The organism is Bradyrhizobium barranii subsp. barranii, from assembly GCF_017565645.3.
GTDB lineage: Bacteria > Pseudomonadota > Alphaproteobacteria > Rhizobiales > Xanthobacteraceae > Bradyrhizobium > Bradyrhizobium barranii.
In genome coordinates this window covers 9,493,381-9,512,129 of sequence record NZ_CP086136.1, presented here as the reverse complement: position 1 = coordinate 9,512,129, position 18,749 = coordinate 9,493,381, and the positions used below count along the sequence as shown (strand labels likewise).

The window sequence follows — 18,749 nt, the reverse complement described above, 5'->3', positions numbered from 1 at the left end:
ACGAAAGCGAGGAAAATCAAAGGGTTTCCGCCTTGCCTGATGGGCCGTTGGCCTAGACCTCCAACACAATTTTGCCAATATGTGCCGATGTCTCCATGCGCCGGTGCGCATCGGATGCCTTTTCCAGCGGGAAACTGCTGTCCATCAGCGGCTTGACGCGGCCTTCGCGCAACAGCGGCATCACTTTCGCCTCGATTGCGGCCACCATGGCCGCCTTGTCCGCATTACTACGGGGGCGCAGGGTCGAGCCGGTATGGGTCAGGCGCTTCACCATCACCTTGGCGATGTTGACGCTGACCTTGGGGCCGTTGAGGGTTGCGATCTGCACGATGCGGCCGTCGACCGCTGCGGCATCATAGTTGCGGTCGACATACTCGCCGGCGACCATGTCGAGGATCAGATTGACGCCCGCTTTGTCGGTCTCTTCCTTGACCACGGGGACGAAGTCCTCGGTCTTGTAGTTGATGGCGCGGTCGGCCCCGAGCTTGAGGCAGGCATCGATCTTGTCCTGCGATCCCACGGTGACGAACACTTTCGCGCCGAAAGCTTTCGCAAGCTGGATCGCCATGGTGCCGATGCCGGAGGAGCCGCCATGGATCAGCAGCGTCTCGCCGGCCTTCAGGCCGCCGCGCTCGAACACGTTGTGCCAGACCGTCATCAGGGTTTCCGGCAGCGCGCCGGCTTCCTTGATCGACAGTGCCGGCGGCACGCTCATCGCCTGGGCGTCCTGCGCGATGCAGTACTGCGCATAGCCGCCGCCGGCGACCAGCGACATCACCTTGTCGCCGATCTTGTGCCGTTTGGCGTTGCTGCCGACCGCCACCACTTCGCCGGCGATCTCGAGCCCCGGCAGGTCGCTGGCGCCGGGCGGCGGCGGATAGGCGCCGGAGCGCTGCGCCACGTCGGGCCGGTTGACGCCCGCGGCCTGCACCTTGACCAGGATCTCGTCGGGACCGGGCTGCGGAACGGCACGTTGTTCCGGCACCAGCACTTCCGGTCCACCGGGCTTGGAGATGGCGACCACGGTCATTTGCGCGGGCAGCTTGTCCATGATGTGTCCTTGGATGAATGAATTCGGCGGATGGCATATCGCCTTTTTCCGCCGAAGTGAAACGACATTAAGGCCCGAACCGCGCCGCCAGATCGCCTGCTCTCTCGGGAGAGATTTTTTCGACCAGTGGACCGATCGGCGCGATCGCTGTGCCGGCGCCGCCGTCGAGGAGGTCCGCGATTGGGCCACGGGGCCAGCGTGGCGCGGCATCTTCGCCAGCGAAGGCGTGCAGCACAGTTTCCGACAGGCTGGGTACGATACTCCATGCCAGCACGGCGCAGGTGCGGACCAGATTGAGGGCTGTTCGCGTCACGATCGCCGCGCGAAGCCGATCGGACTTGATGGCCGTCCACGGCGCGGCATGCTGCAGGTAAGCGTTCGCCACATCCCAGATCGCACGCGTTGCGGCGGCCGCGGAACGAAACTCGAGCGCCTCGTGATGGTGTCGCAGCGTCGCGATACGCTGCTCCAGTTCCCGTGCGAGCAGGTGCTCGGCCTCGTCAGGAGCGCCGCCTTCCGGAATCCGGCCGTCGAAGGCCCGATGGGCGAAGCTGACAATGCGATTGACGAGGTTGCCGAAGATGTCGGCGAGATCCTTGTTCACGTCGGCGACGAACCTGGCAACGTTGAAATCGGTGTCGGCGCTTTCGGGCGCGTTGGCGATCAGCCACCAGCGCCAGAGATCGGCGGGCAATTCCTCCAGAGCCTGGTCGGTAAAGATGCCCCGATTGCGGCTGGTCGAGAACTTGCCGCCCTCGTAATTGAGCCAGTGGAATCCCTTGATCACGTCCACGCTCTTCCAGGGCTCGTTCGAGCCGATCAGCGTCGCCGGGAAGCTCACGGTGTGGAATGGGATGTTGTCCTTGCCGAGGAACTGGACGTAGCGGACGTCATCGGCCTGCCACCACCATTTTCGCCAGTCGCGGCTAGGTGCGGCGGCGGCCCATTCCTGGGTGGCGGCGATGTAGCCGATCGGCGCGTCGAACCAGACATAGAAGACCTTGTCGGCGAATCCCTGTCGCGGAACCGGGATGCCCCAGGCCAGATCGCGCGTGATACAGCGATCGCGCAGATCGGCTGTCAGCCAGCCTTTCGCGGTCGATACCACGAAGGAGGGCCAGCCTGAGCGGCTGTCGATCCAGGCACTCAACGCGGACACAAGCTGCGACTGGCGCAGGAACAGATGGCGGCTTTCGCGGACCTCCAGCGCCCGGTCGCCCGACAGCGCAGATCGCGGGTCGATCAGTTCGGGCGGATCGAGCAGCGCGCCACACTGGTCACATTGATCACCGCGCGCGGACGGGTCGCCACAATGCGGGCAGGTGCCGAGCACGTAGCGGTCCGGCAGGAAGCGGCCGTCCGTGGGCGACCAGACCTGCGGCAACTTACGTTCCTCGATCAATCCGGCATCGTCGAGCCTGCGATAGAAGTGCTGCGTCAGAGCGCTGTTCTGTGGCGAGCTGGTTCGCCCGAAATGGTCGAAGGAAAGGCCGAACCGGCGGTAGATGTCGGCCTGGATTGCGTGCTGCGCGTCGCAGAAAGTGCGGACATCCTGTCCGGCGCGAACGGCGCCGAGCTCGGCCGGCGTGCCGTGCTCGTCGGTGGCGCAGATGAAGAGCACGTCGTCGCCGATCTGCCGCCTGAAGCGGGCATGGACATCGGCAGGGAGGAGCGAGCCTATGAGATTGCCGAGATGCTTGACGCCGTTCACGTAGGGAAGGGCGCTGGTGATGAGAATCTTGGTCATGACTGCGGTCTTTCGCGTTTGGTGATGCCGACCGACTAAAAATCAAAAGCCCTCCCGCATGATCGGAAGGGCTTGGGGTCGGCTCATGCCTCACGCGCGTGGACGCGCGCTTATCCCGTCCGGTCAACCTCCTTGCGGTCGGGCCGGGGCATTCGCGTCAGGTGTTGCGCGCTCGCGAAAGTCACTGCAAATTCTCCTTGTGCAGAAGCGATACCATTTCGGCTCGGAAAGCGCCAGATCGGCGTCGTTCAGGACAGGACTGCCCGGGAGGACACATGGCCATCGAGGACGACGACAAGCCGCGCAAGAAGGTCAGCCATGAAATCGGACAGGATCTCTCACTCCTGTCAGTGGAAGAACTGACCGAGCGCGTGGCGCTGCTCAACACCGAGATCGCAAGGCTCGAGGAAGCCGCCACCAAGAAGCGTGCCTCGCGCAATGCGGCGGATAGTTTTTTCAAGAAGTAGGGCCCAGCGCTCACCTCTCGTGTCCCGGACGCGGTGCAGCGCGTAGCGCTGCTCCGCAGAGACGGGACCCATGCTTCGCGCAAAACTATCTCGCGTCGTCATTCCGGGGCGGCGTGCAGCGCCGAGCCCGGAATCCATAATCACGGGCAGTTGAAGGGGGCAGGCTGAGCCGGGCCACCGCATCCGCCTGTGGCTATGGATTCTCAGATGCGCAATTGCGCATCAAAGCTCGCGACTTCGTGGCGCCCCGGAATGACGAGTGCCGAGTTTGTTCCGCCGCCCCCTCGGCCAGTGACCGACATGGCTAACGAACTCTCAAAAAATTAGCTCGTTTACTTCCAATTAAGCTTTCGGGTTTATGACTGGAGCTGTCCTCGTTTGGACACCGAGTGGCTCCTGTCCACTCTGTTTGACGCCTCCCTGTTATCAACTTTCAAAGCCGCCGGTCTCCGGCGGCTCTTTTTTTGCCTTTTTGGGTCCCGTTCCGGTTGAATTCCGAGGAAAGACGCGCGGAAACCATATCCGCGCTTGTCGCTGGACTCCGCGTCCGGCTCGCGCAATGATTTGTTCATCATAAGCCGGCGCCAAAGCCGGACAGTCAGACAGTTGCGTAAGGGGCGTTAACCATGGAACGTTTGCAAGCCGAAGGTGCTCTCGTTCAACTCAGCGAGCGGTTCACCAATTCTGCGGCGTTCGGCGTCCTGTTCCGTGAGGGCATGGACCTGGTGGAAGAGACGGCCGCCTATCTCGATGGCGCCGGCCGCACCGAGGCCAAGGCGCTCGATCGCGCCGTCAGCCTCACCTATGCGACCGAGAGCATGCGTCTGACCACCCGCCTGATGCAGCTGGCCTCGTGGCTGCTGCTGCACCGCGCGGTGAAGGAAGGCGAGATGACGCTGAGCCAGGCCAATCGGGAGAAGACCAAGGTCAAGCTCAGCGCCGCCGATCCCGGCCCGTCCGATACCGTCGAGAAGCTGCCCTCGCAGCTCCAGGACCTGATCCACCGCTCGATGAGCCTTCAGACCCGCGTGCGCCGCCTCGACACCACCATCCACACCCCGCCGGTCGAATACGTCGCGATCGGCAACCCGCTGGTGCCGCAGCTCAACGCGCTGAAGGCCGCGTTCGAGCGGTAAGCACCCAGGTGCCGTAGTCACAGGTCTCGTAGGGTGGGCAAAGGCGCAAAGCGCCGTGCCCACCATTTTGCTTTCCGGATCGAAGAATGAATGGTGGGCACGCTTCGCTTTGCCCACCCTACCGGTCTCGCCACAAACAAAAACGCCCCCGGTCTGACCGGGGGCGTTTTTCGTGTCCAGCCTTGCGCGCGGGATCAATCCTTTTTGAGAAAGCCCGAAAACTTCTTCTGGAAGCGCGAGACGCGGCCGCCGCGATCCATCAGCTGGGCGTTGCCGCCGGTCCAGGCCGGGTGCGACTTCGGGTCGATGTCGAGGTTCAGCGTGTCGCCTTCCTTGCCCCAGGTGGAGCGGGTCAGGTACTCGGTTCCGTCGGTCATCACGACCTTAATCGTATGATAATTCGGATGAATTTCGGCTTTCATGGCAATTCCTCGGCGCCCGGCGCCTGTCTTGAGTGGCTATCGAATGACGGATTTGGCGGGGTCTATACCCCACAGGCCCCTTTAAAACAAGCCATTGTGGGCAAAGGAGAACCGGGCCAGCCCCTAAGGGACATCCCGGATTTGCCACTCCCCCCGCAGCGGCCTATGTGGAGCTAACATGTCTCCTTGGGTCCGATCTCATGAGCGCTGTGGAACGGCTTGACGACCAGTACCGCGACGAGCGCGCCGGGCCTGAGGCCCCGTCGATCGAAGCCGAGTTGATCGAGACGCCGGCGAAGGGCCGCGCCAAGCTGCGGCCGCTGCTGGCGCTCGCGCCCTATGTGGCCCGCTATCGCGGCCGCGCAGCGCTCGCCTTCGTCGCGCTCACGGTCGCGGCGCTGACCACGCTGCTGGTGCCCATCGCTGTGAGGCGGATGATCGATTTCGGCCTGACGCCGGAAGGCATCGCGCTGATCAACAGCTACTTCTCGGTGATGATCGCGGTCGTTGCCGTGCTCGCGCTTGCCAGCGCCTCGCGATACTACCTCGTGATGACCATCGGCGAGCGCATCGTCGCCGACCTCCGGCGCGACGTCTTCGCCCATCTGCTCTCGCTCTCGCCGGCCTTCTTCGATTCCGCGCGCAGTGGTGAGCTGGTGTCGCGGCTCACGGCCGACACCACCCAGATCAAGTCCGCGGTCGGCGCCTCCGTCTCGATCGCGCTGCGCAATCTCATGATGTTCTTCGGCGCGGCGGCGATGATGGTGATCACCAGCCCGCGCCTCTCCGGCTTCGTGCTGCTCGCCATTCCCCTGATCGTGCTGCCGCTGGTCGCGTTCGGGCGCTGGGTGCGACGTCTGTCGCGCAATGCGCAGGACACGCTCGCCGAAGCCTCCGCCTATGCGGGCGAGCTGGTCGGCGCCATCCGCACCGTGCAGGCCTATACCAGCGAAGGGCTCGCCGAGAAGCGTTTTGGCGGCGAGGTCGAGCAGGCCTATGAGGCCGCGCGCACCTCGACGCAGGCCCGTGCCGTGCTCACCGCGATCATCATCTTCATCGTGTTCGCAAGCGTGGTCGCGATCCTCTGGATCGGCTCGCATGACGTCCTGATCGGCACGATCTCGCCGGGCCGGCTCGGCCAGTTCGTGCTCTACGCGGCCTTCGCCGCGGCCGGCCTCGGCCAGCTCAGCGAGGTCTGGGGCGAAGTCTCGGCTGCCTCCGGCGCCGCCGAGCGCCTGTTTGAGATCCTGCATGTGCAGCCCGAGATCACCGCGCCGGCGTCACCGCGCGCGCTGCCGGTGCCGGCGCGCGGCGAGGTCGGCTTCGACCAGGTCAGCTTCGCTTATCCGGCGCGGCCTCACGTCAATGTGCTCGATGCCGTGTCGTTCACCGTGCGCCCCGGCGAGAAGGTCGCGATCGTCGGCCCCTCAGGCGCCGGCAAGAGCACCATCTTTCATCTCCTGCTGCGCTTCTACGACCCGCGGGGCGGCGCGATCTCCCTCGACGGCGTGCCGGTCAAATCCGCCGATCCGCGCGATTTCCGCTTGCGCATCGCGCTGGTGCCGCAGGAATCCAACGTGTTCGCCGCCAGCGCCCGCGAGAACATCCGTTTCGGCCGGCCCGATGCGACCGATGCCGAGGTCGAGCGGGCCGCCGAGCTCGCGCACGCCGCCGAATTCATCCGCCGCCTGCCCGAAGGTTTTGACGCTCCGCTCGGCGAGCGCGGCGTCACGCTGTCCGGCGGCCAGCGCCAGCGCATCGCCATCGCCCGCGCCATCCTGCGCGATGCGCCGCTGCTGCTGCTCGATGAGGCCACCTCCGCGCTCGATGCCGAAAGCGAGACGCTGGTGCAGACCGCGCTGGAAGAGCTGATGCGCCACCGCACCACGCTGGTGATCGCACATCGTCTCGCCACCGTGCTGTCCTGCGACCGCATCCTGGTGATGGACCATGGCAAGATTGTCGAGCAGGGCACGCACGCGGAGCTCGTCGCCAAGAACGGACTCTATGCGAGGCTGGCGAGGCTGCAGTTCGAGGGCGCGTGAGAGGCTCCTGACTGTCGCCTCACTGACGGTGTCATCACCCGCGAAAGCGGGTGATCCAGTATTCCAGAGACAGTAGTGGGATTCGGAGAAGTCGCGGCGTACTGGATGCCCCGGTCCCGGCTCCGCCAAGGTTACGCCGAGGCCCACACGAGCGCTCGGCACGCCGAAGCTTCAGCGAAGGCGGCAAGCCGGGGCATGACAGCGGAGGGGGGGCGGCAGCAAACCTCGTCACGCCCGCCATGTCATCTTCAGCACCGGCCGTCCCGAGGTCGGGTTCAAATCGTCGCCGGCATGGGCAAAGCCGTTGCGCTCGTAGAAGCGGATGGCGCGGGCATTGTCCTTGTTGACGAGCAGCGTGACGCGCGACGGTGACAGGCGCTTGGCTTCGTCCACCAGCAGCCGCGCCGCATCTGAGCCCCAGTGCGCGGGATCGACCACGAGCTGGTCGAGATAGCCTTCGCCGTCGATGGTGACGAAGCCGGTCAGCACGCCGTCCGCTTCCGAGACCACGATCGAGGCTTTCGGCACCAGATCGTTGCGCCAGCGCTCGCGCCACCACTCCAGCCGCGCGGCGAAATCGATCTGCGGATAGGCCTGCTGCCAGGTGCGATGCCAGAGGTCGATCGCGGCGGCTTCGTCCTCAGTGCGGTAGGGGCGGAGGTGGAGGGCGCTCACTACCGCTCCGTCAGCTTCAGCTCGATGCGGCGGTTGCGCTTGTAGGCCTCTTCCGTGTTGGCGGTGTCGAGCGGCTGGAATTCGCCGAAGCCGGCGGCGACCAGGCGCTGGGCGGGCACGCCGAGCGAGATCAGATATTGCACCACCGAGATCGAGCGCGCGGCCGACAGGTCCCAGTTCGACTTGAAATTCGCGCCGCTGACCGGGCGCACGTCGGTGTGGCCGTCGACGCGCAGCACCCAGGGGATTTCGTTCGGGATCTTCTTGTCGAGATCAATCAGCGCGGTCGCCAATGTGTCGAGCTCGGCGCGGCCCTCCGGCAGCAAGGTCGCCTGGCCGGTGTCGAAGAACACTTCGGACTGGAACACGAAGCGGTCGCCGACGATGCGGATGTCAGGGCGATTGCCCAGAATGGTGCGCAGGCGGCCGAAGAACTCCGAGCGATAACGCGACAATTCCTGCACGCGCTGCGCCAAGGCAACATTCAGGCGAGACCCGAGATCGGCGATGCGGTTCTGCGATTCCTTGTCGCGCTTCTCGCTGGCGTCGAGCGCCTCCTCCAACGCGGCCAGCTGCCGGCGCAGCGCGCTGATCTGCTGGTTCAGCACCTCGATCTGCGCCAGCGCCCGCGCCGAGACCGCCTTCTCCGAGTCCAGTGCCTTGCCGAGCTCGGTGGTCTTGCCCTGGGCGTCGCTGCCGGCGGCGGCGAGGCCGTCATAGAGCCCCTTGATGCGATCGCGCTCGGTCTCGGCCGAGGCAAGGCCGGCCTTCAGTTGTGAGACCTGGTCGTCGAGCGAGAGCTTGCCGAGCTTCTCCAGCGACAGGAGCTCGTTGAGCTGGGCGATCTTGGCGTTGAGCTGCTCCAGTGCCTTGTCCTTGCCGGTGACCTCCTGCGACAGGAAGAACTGCACGACCAGGAACACCGACAGCAGGAACACGATCGACAGCACCAGCGTCGACAGCGCGTCGACGAATCCGGGCCAGTAGTTGAAGCCGGCTTCGCTGCGGCGGCGGCGCGCTAGAGCCATTGTTGTCTCCGTTCTCTCGTGTCCCGGACGCGCTGCAGCGTGCAACGCTGCTGCGCAGAGCCGGGACCCATTCCTTGTTTCTCTGGGCCCCGGCTCAGCAGCGCATCACTGCGTGCTGCGCTGCGTCCGGGGCACGAAACCTTCGTCGTGTCCTCAGCCCTTCTCCGGCTGGCGCGCAATGCGCTCCAGCAGGCGGCGGATCTCGCGGTTCTGCTCGCCCTGGCCGTCGGCCCATTCGCGGATCATCTGCTGCTCGGTCCGCATGTGCGAGACCAGCGCCTGGATGGCTTCGGCAAGGCTCGCCATTGCCGCCGTGGTGCCGCGGCTGGCGCTGCCTTCCTCGAGCACGGAGCGTAAGCGCTCGACGGCGGCCTGGAGCTCGCCGCTGGCAACGCCGCCGCCGCCACCGGCGGCTGCGACCGCAACCTCGCCGTGGCCATATTCGCGCACGGTGGTGGCGAGCCAGTCTTCGAGGTCGGTGTAGAAGCGGTTCTGGGCCTGGCTCGATTGCAGATCGAGGAAGCCGAGGATCAGCGAGCCGGCGAGGCCGAACAGCGAGCTCGAGAACGAGATGCCCATGCCGCCGAGCGGGGCGGCGAGGCCCTCCTTCAGCGTGTCGAACAGGGCGCCGGCATCGCCCCCGACCTTGAGCCCGTCGATCACCTTGCCGACCGAGCCGACCGTCTCGATCAGGCCCCAGAAGGTGCCGAGCAGGCCGAGGAAGACCAGCAAGCCGGTCATGTAGCGGGAGATGTCCCGGGCCTCGTCCAGGCGGGTCGCGATCGAATCGAGCAGGTGCCGCATGGTGGTCTGGGTGATCGTCATCCGCCCGGTGCGCTCGCCGCCGAGGATCATGGCCATCGGCGCCAGCAGTTTCGGGTGCCGGGACGGCGCCAGGCCGGGATCGGCGATGCGGAAATTGTTGACCCAGGAGACTTCGGGGTAGAGCCGGATCACCTGGCGGAAGGCCAGGATGATGCCGATGAACAGCACGCCGCCGATCAGGGCATTGAGGCCGGGATTGGCGAAGAAGGCCAGGATGATCTGCTTGTAGAGCACCACGCCGACCAGGGTGCAGAGCACCAGAAAGACCAGCATCCGCACCAGGAAAACGCTGGGTGAGGATAGCTTGGTATATTCGATATCGATGGGGGAGCGGGGCGAGGCGCCTGGCGGCATGGCCGGTATCATCCGTTACGAACTTGCTTGCGGGGCGCACTATGGCACAGCGGCAGCCCAAAAAAAGCGCCGGATGTGCCGATTTCGTGGAGAGCTCTCGGAACCCAAAGCTGAAACCGCGCTTTGATAGAGGCGCAATTTGCAAAACTTCGGCATTCCGCAGGCTTAGGTCGGACTTTTTGCATGGTGACGAATCCTGGGGAATGGCCGTCATCGCGCTCTTGCTCGCGGTCCGGATGGCGCTCGCCTGGGTGGCGCGGCGGCATCTGCGGCGCGGTCGATCCCGTCTGGACCTCAGAGCCCGCCGGGCGGGTGGCAACGCCCGAACCTGCCCGTTCCTTCCGCCGCCGCCACAACGAGACCTGATCAACGGAGTGCTCGCATGAGCGTCGTTTCCGCGATCTTCGGGACTGCCGAACGCGTGCCGCTGCCGGACGTCGTGATCCGCGCCGCGATCCAGCGCCTGTGCTCGCGCACGGCGACGCGCATGTCCGCGTTGGGCGCGGCCGACGATGCCGCCTTCGCCGGGCGGATGATCCTGCGGCCGATCGCCGGGGACGCGGATGCCGTCAATGCCGGGCATGACGAGGTGCCCGCGGCGTTCTTTGCGGAGGTGCTCGGCCCCAACCGCAATTATTCGTCCTGCTTCTACAAGTCCGATGCGAGCACCCTGCAGGAGGCGGAGGAGGAGGCGCTGCGCCAGACCGTCGAGCACGCCGGTCTCGCCGACGGCCAGACCATCCTCGAGCTCGGCTGCGGCTGGGGCTCGCTGTCGCTGTGGATGGCGCGGCGGTTCCCGCACGCGAAGGTGACGGCGGTGTCGAACTCGCAGGCCCAGCGCGCCTATGTCGAGGAGCAGGCGCGGCTGCGCGGGCTGTTGAACCTGCGCGTGGCCCGCGGACATGAACGTGTTCGCGCCCGATGGGCAGTTCGACCGCATCGTCTCGGTCGAGATGTTCGAGCAGATGATGAACTGGCGCAAGCTGATGACGCGCGTGCGGTCCTGGCTCGCGCCCGACGGCCGCTTCTTCATGCACATCGTCACCCATCGCTCCGGCTCTCATCTGTTCGACCGCGCCAATCGTGAGGACTGGATCGCGCAGCATGTCTTCATGGATGGATTGATGCCGAGCCACCACCTCGTCAGGCAATTCGGCGACGTCTTCAGGATCGAGAAGGAATGGTGCTGGAGCGGAACGCATTATCAGCGCACCGCGAACGACTGGCTCGCCAATTTCGATGCGCATCGCGACACGATCGAAGCGTCCCTGCGCAGCGTCCACGGCGAGGAGACCGCTTTGTGGATGCGGCGCTGGCGCTGGTTCTTCCTCGCGACATCAGGACTGTTCGGCTACGCCGATGGGACCGAATGGGGCGTTAGCCACTACCGGATGAAGGCGGGTTAGGGCGCGTACTCCCGAAAGAACTTGTTAAGCGTCTTTCGTTGCGCAAACGGCACACGCCGCGTGCTTCTTCGGAGAAGCACGTTTCGATTGTTGTCTGATCGTTTCTGTTCGCCTAGCGTTGTGGTTGTACTTCGTGGACCACACCACAAGAAAATCCGCATCCTCGAACGGTGTGGACGCAATTGGAATAGTGCATGCGCGAATGCATCGGGGCTGCTGCGACGATCCGACGACAATCAGATGACATGCTTCGCAGGAGTCCGAATCGGACTCGGCATTGTTCCCCCGGCGCCCACTGGACTCGCATGCTTCGCTGGCTGCTGGCGAGCCTGTTGGTCGTGGCGCTGTCGGCGCTGTTCACACGATCAGCCTCGGCCCAGGCCAATTGGACCGGCTTGACCAGCAACGATTGGATGACCGGGAGCAACTGGACGACCGCAGCCCCTCCCGTCCCAGGTCAAACCGTCAACATCGGGATCCTGGGTGCGCCGCCGCAACGGGAGACGATCCTCGGCGTCGGCGGTCCGTTCAGCGTTTCGGTGGGGACCATCAGCATTGGCAACAGCGGTGCACCGGTCGGCAATCTGACGATCCAGAACGGCAGCACGCTGACGAGTACCGGCTCATCGCGGCTCGGAGGCGCGGCCGGAAGCACCGGAGTGGTGACCGTCACCGGAACAGGCTCGCAATGGAGCATTCCAGGTGGAAATTTCTTTGTCGGTTTTCTAGGCGCGGGCACGCTCAACATCCAAAACGGCGGGCGCGTCGTTACAGGAGCCGGCACGGTGCTGGCCAACGGCGCCTCATCTTCCGGCACGCTCAACATCAGTGGCGGCGGCATATTGGAAACTCAATCCCTGCGGGGCGTGGCCGGGGCGAGCCAGGCCAATTTCGACAATGGTATCCTGCGGGCGACGGCCAGCAACGCGACCTTCATCAACGGATTTTCAGGCACCAAGCTCAACATCCTCGCGGGCGGGCTGACGATCGACACCGGCGCGTTCACGGTCGGCACCGATGCCACCTCCGCCTTCACGGGCGTCGGCGGACTGACCAAGATCGGCAGCGGCACTCTGAACCTCGCCGCCAGCAGCCTCTATGCCGGCCAGACCGTGATCCAGGCCGGTATCCTTGCGCTCACCGGTGCGGGCGCCATCAGCAATTCGAGCCGCGTCGTCACCAACGGGACGTTCGATATTTCTGGCATCACCGCCGGCGGCACCAGCATTCAGAGCCTCGCCGGCAGCGGCGGCGTCAGCCTCGGCGCGAAGAACCTGACGATCACCAACGCGAACGACACGTTCGCCGGCGTGATCGGTGGCACGGGCGGCCTGACAGTGAGCGGCGGCGCGCAGACACTGACCGGCGCCAATAGCTACAACGGGGCGACAAACGTGAGCGGCGGTACGTTGCGCGCGGGAGCGGCGAACACGTTCAGCGCAGCGTCGGCCGTCAACGTGGCCGCCGGCGGCACACTCGACCTCGCCGGCTTCAATCAAACGCTCACCTCGCTCGGCAATGCCGGAACGGTCACCCTTGGCGGTGCGCCGGGAACCACGCTGACCGTGGTCGGCAATTACGTGGGCAATGGCGGCACCGTGCAACTCAACACCCGGCTCGGCGGCGACGGCTCGCCGACGGATCTGTTGCGGGTGCAGGGCAGCACGTCGGGCTCGTCGTCGCTGCGCATCACCAATGTCGGCGGCGCCGGCGCGCAGACCACCGAAGGCATCAAGGTGATCGACGTGGCCGGTGCGTCCAACGGCAGTTTTTCGCTTCTGGGCAGCTATGTCCTTCACGGCGAGCAGGCGGTGGTCGGCGGCGCCTATGCCTATACGTTGCAGAAGAACGGCATCGCCACTCCCAGCGACGGCGATTGGTATCTGCGCTCGAGCCTGATCAATCCGCCGGTCTCGGTACCTCCCGGTCCGCTCTATCAGCCGGGCGTTCCGCTGTACGAGAACTATGCGCAGGTGCTGCTCGGCATGAACGATCTGCCGACGCTGCAGCAGCGCGTCGGCAACCGCTATTGGGGCGGCAGCGACGCCATGGCCCGCGCCGGTGCCGCGCCGGCGACAGCCGCGGCTTCGCCGGCGCCCACGGCGTTCTGGGGCCGCATCGAAGGTGGCCATTCCGACTTGCAGCCCTCCAACACCACCGGCTCGACCTACAAGGCCGATCATTTGAAAGTGCAGACGGGGCTCGATGGTCTCGTGCTGGAGAACGAGCGGGGCCGGCTGATCGTCGGCCTCACCGCGCAATATGGCCTGACGACCGCCAATGTCGCGTCGTTCTTCGGCAATGGCCGTATCCGTGTTGAGGGGACGGGCGTCGGCAGCACGCTGACCTGGTATGGCGACAACGGCTTCTATGTCGACGGTCAGGCGCAGTCGATGTTCTACCGCAGCGATCTGTCGTCCGTGCTGGCTGATACCCTGACCCACGGCAATGAAGGGTTCGGCTATGCCTTCAGCGCCGAAACCGGCAAGCGGATCGGCATCGGCAACGGCTGGTCGCTGACGCCGCAGGCGCAGCTCTCCTATTCGAAGGCCGCCTTCGACAGCTTTGCCGATCGGTTCGGCGCGCAGGTAGCGTTGCGCGATGGTGACAGCCTGCTCGGCCGCGCCGGCCTTGCCCTCAACCATCAGAGGACCTGGAACGATGCCACGGGCATCGTGCGATCCGATGTCTACGGCATTGCCAATCTGCGTTACGAGTTCCTCAACGGCACCAATGTCGATGTCGCAGGCATCGGTTTTGCCAGTGCGCAGGATCGGCTGTGGGGCAGCATCGGCGGCGGCGGCACCTACAGCTGGGCCAATGGCCGCTACGCCCTCTTCGGCGAGGTCTCCTACAATGCGAGCCTCGACAACAGCTCGGACAACCGCAACTACAAGGGCACCGGCGGCTTCCGCCTCATGCGGTGAATCCTGCGCTTTGTACCGGCGCTGTGCCGGGCCGAAAGACGGTCGTCTTTCAGGTTCGTAACGTTCGTTGCGATCTTCTGTCGCAGCCCGCCGCGATGGAACCCGACTCACAATCCGGTGAGTCCCGAAAAGCGCCCTGAACTCAGCATGATAGGTCATGTGGCATTGAGCCGCCTGCGCAATGCGTTGCGTCGCAGCAAGTACCTTCTATCTTGACGGCATCAGCCGCATGGAATCGCCCAGAACGGGCTCGCGCGGAGCGTGATTTCAGTTTCAACAACATCGGGGCGTTTAACTTCATGTCAGGACTTCGCGCGCGATCGGCATGCGTTGCAATCATGCTCGCGGCCCTTACGCCGCTGCTCGCGGGCTGCGACGAATCCGTCTCTGCGGTGTCCGCTGCCCAGCCCGCCGATCCTGACGTCAGCATCGTCATCGTCAAGCCGCAGCCGCGCGCCGTGGTGCGCGAGCTGCCGGGCCGCATCGCGCCGACGCGCGTCTCCGACGTGCGGCCGCGCATCTCCGGCATCGTGGTCGAGCGCCTGTTCCGGCAGGGCAGCGAGGTGAAGGCCGGCGATGCGCTCTATCGCATCGATCCGCGTCCGTTCGAGGTCGAGGTGATGGCCACCGAGGCCGCCGTCGCCAAGGCCGAGGCCGGGTTGATGCAGGCCAGGCAGCAGGCGCACCGCATCGCTACCCTCACCAAGGATCGCGCTGCCCCGGAAGCCGAGAACGAGAAGGCGATCGCGGCCGAGCGTCAGGCCCATGCCGAGGTCGAAGGCCGCAAGGCCGAACTCGCGCGCGCCAAACTTAATCTCGATTATGCCACCGTCCGCGCGCCGATCGACGGCGTCGTCGGTGCGGCGCTGGTCAGCGAGGGTGCGCTCGCGGTGCAGAACGAGACCAACCTCGCCAGCATCCAGCAGCTCGATCCGATCTATGCCGACTTCACCCAGTCGGTGACCGAGCTCAACCAGCTCCGCCGCGCCTTCGAGAGCGGCGACCTCGAGCGCATCGCCGCCGATGCCGCCAAGGTGCGCCTCGTGCTCGACGACAACACCCTTTATTCGCTCGACGGCAAGCTGTTGTTCTCGGACGCCAAGGTCGATGCCCATACCGGCCAGGTGACCCTGCGCGGCGAATTCCGCAATCCCAAGCGCGAGCTGCTGCCGGGCATGTATGTCCGCGTTCGCATCGACCAGGGACTCGACAGCGACGCGATCGCGGTGCCGCAGCAGGCGATCCAGCGCAATGGCGGCGGCGGCAGCGAGGTGTTCGTCGTCAAGGACGACAACCACATCGCCGTGCAGCCGGTGCGCACGGGGTCGGTGCAGGACGGACTCTGGTTCGTGACCGAGGGCCTGAAGGCCGGCGACAAGGTCGTGGTCGAAGGCTTCCAGAAGTTCGCCGCCGGCGACAAGGTGAAGCCGCAATCCTGGTCGGAAGCGGACGCCACCGCGGACAATCGGCACGCCCAGAAGCTGACGCGGTAACGCGCCATGGCGAGTTTCTTCATCGACAGGCCGATCTTCGCCTGGGTGGTCGCGCTGTTCATCTGCTTGATCGGCGCGATCGCGGTCCCGCTGCTGCCGATCGCGCAATATCCGATCATCGCGCCGCCCTCGATCTCGATCTCGACCAGCTATCCCGGCGCCTCGCCCGAAAACCTCTACAACAGCGTCACGCGGCTGATCGAGGAGGAGCTCAACGGCGCCTCCGGCATCCTCAATTTCGAATCGACCAGCGACTCGCTCGGCCAGGTCGAGATCATCGCCAATTTCCAGCCGGGCACCGATACCAGCGCCGCCTCCGTCGAGGTGCAGAACCGCATCAAGCGCGTCGAGGCGCGGCTGCCTCGCGCGGTGATCCAGCAGGGCATCCTGATCGAGGAAGCCTCGAGCGCCGTGCTCCAGATCATCACGCTGAATTCGACCGACGGCAGCCTCGACGAAGTCGGCCTCGGCGACTTCATGATCCGCAACGTGCTCGGCGAGATCCGCCGCATCCCCGGCGTCGGCCGCGCCACGCTCTATTCGACCGAACGCAGCTTGCGCGTCTGGGTCGATCCGGCCAAGCTGGTCGGCTACGGGCTGACCGCCGACGACGTCAACAAGGCGATCGCCGCGCAGAACGCACAGGTCGCTTCGGGCAGCATCGGCGCCGAGCCGTCGACCTCGAGCCAGCGCACCTCCTCGCTGGTGCTGGTCAAGGGCCAGCTCTCGTCCCCGGACGAATTCGGTTCCATCATCCTGCGCGCCAATGCCGACGGTTCGACCGTGCGGCTGCGCGACGTCGCACGCATCGAGGTCGGCGGCCTCAGCTACCAGTTCAACACGCGCCTGAACGGCAAGCCGACTGCGGGCCTCTCCGTGCTGATGTCGCCGACCGGCAACGCGCTGGCGACCGCGAGCGCGGTCGAGGAGAAGATGAAGGAGCTGTCGCGCTTCTTCCCGGCCAACATCTCCTACGAGATCCCCTACAACATCACGCCCGTGGTCGAGGCCTCGATCAAGAAGGTGCTGACGACGCTGGTCGAAGCCGTGGTGCTGGTGTTCGTGGTGATGTTCCTGTTCCTGCAGAACATCCGCTACACCATCATCCCGACCATCGTGGTGCCCGTGGCGCTGCTCGGCGCGTGCACCACGCTGCTGCTCGCCGGCTATTCCATCAACATGCTCTCGATGTTCGGCATGGTGCTCGCGGTCGGCATCCTCGTCGACGACGCCATCGTCGTGGTCGAGAACGTCGAGCGCATCATGTCCGAGGAAGGCCTGCCGCCGAAGGAAGCGACGCGGAAGGCGATGGCGCAGATATCGGGCGCCATCATCGGCATCACGCTGGTGCTGATGGCGGTGTTCGTGCCGATGGCGTTCTTCCCCGGCTCGGTCGGCATCATCTACCGCCAGTTCTCGGTGACCATGGTCGCTGCGATCGGCTTCTCCGCCTTCCTCGCGCTGTCGCTGACGCCGGCGCTGTGCGCGACGATTCTGAAGCCCGTCGCGGCCGGCCACGGCCATGCGAAGCGGGGCGTGTTCGGCTGGTTCAACCGCATGCTCGAAGGCGGCAAGGAGGGCTATTCCCGCACCGTCGGCTTCTCGCTCAAGCGGACCGGCCGCCTGATGCTGGTCTATGTCGCGCTGCTGGTTGGTCTCTCCTGGGCCTTCGTCAGCCTGCCCGGCGGCTTCCTGCCGATCGACGACCAGGGCTTCGTCACCACCGACGTGCAGACGCCGTCGGATTCGTCGTATCCCCGCACCGAGGCCGTCATCGAGAAGGTCGAGAAATATCTCGCCGAGCGGCCGGGTGTGAAGGATGTCACCTTCCTCACCGGCTTCAGCTTCTCCGGTCAGGGCATGAACACCGCACAGGCCTTCATCACGCTGAAGGACTGGTCGGAGCGCGGGCCGAAGGACTCCGCCGCCGCGATCGTCAACGACATCAACCGCGATCTGGGGGCGTCGATCCGCGATGCAAAGATCTCTGCGCTCCAGCCGCCGCCGATCGATAATCTCGGCAACTCCTCGGGCTTCTCGTTCCGCCTCCAGGACCGCGGCCAGAAAGGCTATCCGGCATTGATGCGCGCCGCCGACCAGCTGATCGCGGAGGCCAATGCGAGCCCGGTGCTGCAGAAGGTCTATATCGAGGGCCTGCCTGAGGCCGGCGTGGTCAATCTCGTGATCGACCGCGAGAAGGCCGGCGCCTTCGGCGTCACCTTCGAGGACATCAACAACACGATCTCGACCAATCTCGGCTCGAACTACATCAACGACTTTCCGAACCGCGGCCGTATGCAGCGCGTCGTGGTGCAGGCGGATGCGCGCGACCGCATGCGGACCGAGGACATCCTCAACTACAACGTCAAGAACAGCCGTGGCCAGCTCGTGCCGTTCTCCTCCTTCGCCACCGTCGAATGGGCGCGCGGCCCGACGCAGATCGCGGGCTTCAATTATTATCCCGCTGTGCGCATCTCCGGCGAGGCGAAACCCGGCTTCACCTCGGGCGACGCGATCGCCGAGATGGAGCGGCTTGCCGGCAAATTGCCGCGCGGCTTCGGCTATGAATGGACCGGACAGTCGCTCCAGGAAAAGCTGTCGGGGTCGCAGGCGCCGTTCCTGCTGGCGCTGTCGGTGTTCGTGGTGTTCCTGTGTCTTGCCGCGCTCTACGAGAGCTGGACCATTCCGCTCGCGGTGCTGCTCACGGTGCCGCTCGGCATCGTCGGCGCGGTGGCCGCAGCGATGCTGCGCGGCCTGCCCAACGACGTCTATTTCACCGTCGGCCTGATCACCATCATCGGCCTCGCGGCAAAGGACGCGATCCTGATCATCGAGTTCGCCAAGGATCTGCGGAAAGAAGGCAAGCCGCTGGTGGACGCCACCATCGAGGCCTGCCGCCTGCGCTTCCGTCCGATCCTGATGACCGGCCTTGCCTTCATCTGCGGCGTGCTGCCGATGGCGATTGCGCACGGTGCCGGCGGCGCCAGCCAGCAGGCGCTCGGCAGCATCGTGATGGGTGGCATGATCGCGGTGGTGATCCTGGCGCTGCTGATGGTGCCGGTGTTCTTCGTCTCGGTGCAGCGCGTGCTGGCTGGGGACAGGGAGCCGAAGGCCGCGAAGGACGGCGAGACGTATGGGCCGCCCGCGCCGGTGAAGCCATAAGGCGAGCTGTC

General features: G+C 65.3%; 12 protein-coding genes and 1 pseudogene. 7 read left to right on the top strand and 6 right to left on the bottom strand.

Annotation, left to right across the window (positions count from 1 at the left end; translation table 11 throughout):
* Positions 1-52: 52 nt before the first annotated feature.
* Together J4G43_RS46170 and metG are read right to left on the bottom strand one after the other, a co-directional pair.
* A complete protein-coding gene (locus tag J4G43_RS46170; protein WP_208088805.1) occupies positions 53-1,051 on the bottom strand; it encodes an NAD(P)H-quinone oxidoreductase in 999 nt (332 codons plus the stop codon).
* A 67-nt stretch (positions 1,052-1,118) separates the two neighbouring features.
* A complete protein-coding gene (gene metG, locus J4G43_RS46165; protein ID WP_208088804.1) occupies positions 1,119-2,798 on the bottom strand; it encodes a methionine--tRNA ligase in 1,680 nt (559 codons plus the stop codon).
* Between the two features lie 275 nt (positions 2,799-3,073).
* On the opposite strand from metG, the gene J4G43_RS46160 reads away from it, so the two are divergent.
* Positions 3,074-3,265, top strand: coding sequence for a DUF1192 domain-containing protein (locus tag J4G43_RS46160; protein WP_085401848.1), 192 nt, complete (start codon positions 3,074-3,076; stop codon positions 3,263-3,265).
* Positions 3,266-3,891: 626 nt separating this feature from the next.
* Positions 3,892-4,401, top strand: a complete 510-nt coding sequence (rcdA, locus tag J4G43_RS46155) for a protease adaptor protein RcdA (protein ID WP_028148425.1) — start codon at positions 3,892-3,894, stop codon at positions 4,399-4,401.
* Positions 4,402-4,595: 194 nt separating this feature from the next.
* Here the strand turns inward: rcdA and rpmE are convergent, their stop codons facing one another.
* Positions 4,596-4,823 carry a 50S ribosomal protein L31 gene (gene rpmE, locus J4G43_RS46150; RefSeq protein ID WP_007599895.1) on the bottom strand — a complete coding sequence of 76 codons (228 nt, stop codon included), beginning with the start codon at positions 4,821-4,823 and terminating at the stop codon, positions 4,596-4,598.
* Between the two features lie 200 nt (positions 4,824-5,023).
* Here rpmE and J4G43_RS46145 point away from each other — a divergent pair, with 200 nt between their 5' ends.
* On the top strand, positions 5,024-6,868 hold the full coding sequence (locus J4G43_RS46145; protein WP_208088803.1) for an ABC transporter ATP-binding protein/permease: 1,845 nt from the start codon (positions 5,024-5,026) through the stop codon (positions 6,866-6,868).
* Positions 6,869-7,096: 228 nt separating this feature from the next.
* Here J4G43_RS46145 and J4G43_RS46140 read toward each other — a convergent pair whose 3' ends face one another.
* The 3 genes from J4G43_RS46140 to J4G43_RS46130 all read right to left on the bottom strand — a co-directional run bounded on the left by J4G43_RS46140 (position 7,097) and on the right by J4G43_RS46130 (position 9,750).
* Positions 7,097-7,543, bottom strand: coding sequence for a GNAT family N-acetyltransferase (locus J4G43_RS46140; protein WP_208088802.1), 447 nt, complete (start codon positions 7,541-7,543; stop codon positions 7,097-7,099).
* Positions 7,543-8,571 carry a peptidoglycan -binding protein gene (locus tag J4G43_RS46135; RefSeq protein ID WP_208088801.1) on the bottom strand — a complete coding sequence of 343 codons (1,029 nt, stop codon included), beginning with the start codon at positions 8,569-8,571 and terminating at the stop codon, positions 7,543-7,545. Before J4G43_RS46135 ends, J4G43_RS46140 begins: the two co-directional genes overlap by 1 nt.
* Before the next feature lie 153 nt (positions 8,572-8,724).
* A complete protein-coding gene (locus tag J4G43_RS46130; RefSeq protein WP_208088800.1) occupies positions 8,725-9,750 on the bottom strand; it encodes a flagellar motor protein MotA in 1,026 nt (341 codons plus the stop codon).
* 382 nt (positions 9,751-10,132) lie between these two features.
* Between J4G43_RS46130 and J4G43_RS46125 the strand changes: the two are divergent.
* The 4 genes and pseudogenes from J4G43_RS46125 (at position 10,133) to J4G43_RS46110 (ending at position 18,738) form a co-directional block, all read left to right on the top strand.
* Positions 10,133-11,156, top strand: a pseudogene (locus J4G43_RS46125) (SAM-dependent methyltransferase).
* Between the two features lie 305 nt (positions 11,157-11,461).
* On the top strand, positions 11,462-14,083 hold the full coding sequence (locus tag J4G43_RS46120; protein ID WP_208088799.1) for an autotransporter family protein: 2,622 nt from the start codon (positions 11,462-11,464) through the stop codon (positions 14,081-14,083).
* Positions 14,084-14,382: 299 nt separating this feature from the next.
* On the top strand, positions 14,383-15,576 hold the full coding sequence (locus J4G43_RS46115) for an efflux RND transporter periplasmic adaptor subunit (protein ID WP_187387919.1): 1,194 nt from the start codon (positions 14,383-14,385) through the stop codon (positions 15,574-15,576).
* A 6-nt stretch (positions 15,577-15,582) separates the two neighbouring features.
* A complete protein-coding gene (locus J4G43_RS46110; protein ID WP_208088798.1) occupies positions 15,583-18,738 on the top strand; it encodes a multidrug efflux RND transporter permease subunit in 3,156 nt (1,051 codons plus the stop codon).
* The last annotated feature ends 11 nt before the right edge of the window (positions 18,739-18,749 follow it).